Genomic DNA, 3,121 nt, shown 5'->3' on the forward strand with positions numbered 1-3,121 from the left:
GAGTGGGTTTCTTCATGGAGGGGTGCCCCTTCGAGACGGACGTCTCCGGCGCGGTGCCTTGGCGATCTGATTGAGCCGGCGAGGGGGAAAATGATGCAAAAAAATCTGCGGGTCCCCCTGGCTCGCATCGACTCACGCCGCGTCTTCTAGAGGCTCTCCTTGAAGTGGCGCATCAGTCGCTCCCAGCGGCGCTCGCTGGCGCCTGGAGGCCGGCCACCCAGTCCTCCAGGGGGAGGCTGGCGAAGTCATGCTTCACCTTCCCCGGGGCCTTTTTGCAGCTATTGCGGCAGTTGCATGAGCCTCCAGCCGAGCTCACTGCCGCGCACGGCCGGCCCGACTTTCTCCGGGTCTCCCGAGAGAGCCCACTCGATGGGAGTGCCAAGGAAGAGCCGATCCACGGCGGACTTCACCTCCGCGCTGGTTACCGCCTCGACCGCGCTCGAGCTGGATGGCGCGGTGGCACCGCGCTCGCCGAGCTCCAGTGCCGTGGTCCAGCTCTGGACGAGCGACGCAAGCTCGCGCTGGGATGCGCGCACCTCCGCGGCCACGAGGGCCTTCGCCCACTCCACCTCGCCCGCCTCCATCGGCGACGTTCGCAACGCCTCCACCGCCTGGGCGAAGGCCCGCACACCTTCGCGGAGGTCCTCGGTGCGCAGCGCCGAGCACGCCAGAAGCATGCGGGCATGACGCCGGCGGATGACCGACGCCGACGCATCGTACGTCAGCCCGTGCTCCTCGCGCAGGACCTGACTCAGCCGATTGCCCAGCACTCGCGCCAGCACGTCCAACGTGGCATCCGTGCCATCCCCCGCCGCGAGCGCCCGCGAAGCGCAGACCATGGTGGTGCGCGCGGGGCTGCGCGCGACGAGCGCCACCTCCTGCGCGGCAGCGGTCCGGCGCTTCGCCTTGGAGACGGCGCGGGGCGGCCTTCGCGCAGAGGGCACCAGCGGCGGCCGCCACCGGGAGAAGAGGGCTTGCGCACGGGCGAGCACCTCGTCCGCCTTGACGTCGCCGACAATCAGCAATGTCGAGCCGTCCGGCTGGAGCAGCTCGCGCTGCCTCTGCTGGACATCCTCGTACTCCAGTGCCTCCAGGCTCCTCGGCGTGCCGAGCACCGACCGCGCGTAGGCGGGAATGGCTTCGAACGCACGCCGCGAGACGTAATCCGCGAACGTCGCCTCGGGCGACAGCCTCGCATCCTCGAGCGCCGCCAGGGCACCGTCGACGCGGTACGTGAAGATCTGCTCACTGCACCGCGGCACCCGGACGATGCGGTCGAGCATCCGGAGGTAGCGCACCGTCTCCCGTGCATACCCGTCGATACCAATCCACGCGTGGTCCGCGGTGACATCGAAGTGGAATCGCGCGCCAGCTTCGGCCACCTGCCGCCGGGCGGACTTCTCCTCGTAGAGCGGCTTCTTCTTGTCGTCCAAGGTGTCACCGAGGAGCGCCACCGCGATCGCCGTGGCACCCGCGCTCGCCGCCGGGTCCGCGGCGGCTCCGTCCTTGAAGAAGAGGCGGACGGAGACCAGGGGGCGACGGCGGTGCTCCACGACCACGACACGCAAACCGCCAGGCAGGGTGAGCTCCCGCACCGGCGGAGCGCTGACCGAGGCCCGAGGAGCGGGCGGAGGGGGAGCGCTTCGGGTCCAGGCGGGAGCAGGAGGCGCCTCCACCATCACCGGCGCGGGCGCGGGCGCGGGGGGCGTCGCGCACGCCGCGAGGGCGAGCAGCGTCGAAACGATGAGCGCTCTCATTCGCCCTCCTCCTTCGCGACGACCCGGCCCGGAGCGCGCTTGGGCAGCGGGCGGGCGGGGGAGACGGAGAAGACACTCCGCGGGCGATCCAGGAAGGCGCGCGCGGTTCTCTGGATGCTTTCGGCGGACACCCTCCAGTGCCGCTCGGTGTAGCGCGCCGCCTCGTCCGGCGAGTAGTCCATGGCCTCGAGCAGGGTGAGCAGCGTGGCGCGGCCGGCCGGTGAGTCCAGGCGATTCAGCATCGCGATGTCGAAGGCCAGGAACGTGGCGGAGATGACTTCTTCCGGCATGGCCGTTCGGGTCAGATAGCGCACCAACCCCTCCGCGGCGTCGAGCCCCTCCGACGACATGCTTTCATGGTCGCTCGTGACGTCCACGACGAAGAGGGAACCCCCGTGGTAGCGCTGGAAATTCGCGCTGAGGGACTTGCCCAGCGCTCCGTCGGTGTAGATGCGCAGGAGCAGCGCGCCGAGCTCGAGATGATCGGCCTCTTCGTTGGGAACGAAGGGAAGGTTCCAGACCAGTTGCGTCCGCGGCCGGCGCGAAACGCGCTCCACCATCTGGTAGCGCGCGCTCCGCGGCTCCGGGCGTGCGGCATGCGGCGGCAGCGTGGCGCGTGTCCCCGGCGGAAGGCGCGCAAGAGAGACCTCCAGTTGGCCCATGACGGTCGCGGGGTCGAAGTTGCCCACGAGCGTGAGGATTCCGTTCGCGGGCACGAGGTACTGCTGGGCAAACCCGGTGACGTCCTCGGGAACCAGCGCGGCCAGCTCGTCCGGAGTCCCGAGCACGGTCCCGTGAAGGGGGTGGGGCGCCGGAAAGGTGCGCTTCATGACTTCCACGGAGAGGCTGCCATACGGCACGTCGAGGAGCCGCAGCGCGCGCTCCGCCAGGACGATGCGCCGGTTGCGTTCGAGCTCGGCCGGGCTCACCCGGGAGGAAATCGTTCCCAGGCGATCATCCGCGACCCAGAGCGCGAACCCGACCTCGCCGGGAGGCACCACTGCCCGGAAGGTCATCAGGTCCTGGCTGGTGAAGGCATTGACGTCACTCCCGCCCCGCAGCTCGAGCATCCGCCTGTAATCCGTTTCGGGCGCGCCGCCTCCGAACACGACGTGCTCGGTGAGATGCGCAAGGCCCCCCTTGTGCGCAGGCTCGTAGAGCGTCCCCGCATGGAAGCTGAGGTCCACCACGACTTCATGCGTCGTGGGATCCGGGCTCATCAGCACGGTGAGCCCGTTGCGGAGCACACGCTTCTCGAAAGGAAGCGCCACATCCTTGGCGCCTGTCTTGCGGAAGGTGGCTGGCGGCGCTGGAGCCGGAGCCACCCTCATCACAGAGGGGAGGCGGCTCTCTGGCTCCAGCAG

The 3,121-nt window shown here is 69.6% G+C and carries 2 protein-coding genes; both read right to left on the reverse strand.

The genetic code is table 11. From position 1 onward, the window contains the following. Window positions 1-278 precede the first annotated feature (278 nt). Window positions 279-1,757, reverse strand: coding sequence for a M16 family metallopeptidase (locus tag VF697_RS18285; protein ID WP_331096719.1), 1,479 nt, complete (start codon window positions 1,755-1,757; stop codon window positions 279-281). Next, window positions 1,754-3,121: pitrilysin family protein (locus VF697_RS18290; protein ID WP_331096721.1), on the reverse strand; the 1,368-nt coding region annotated here is incomplete at its 5' end. The genes VF697_RS18285 and VF697_RS18290, both read right to left, overlap by 4 nt.

This window comes from Archangium sp. (assembly GCF_036388035.1).
GTDB lineage: Bacteria > Myxococcota > Myxococcia > Myxococcales > Myxococcaceae > Archangium.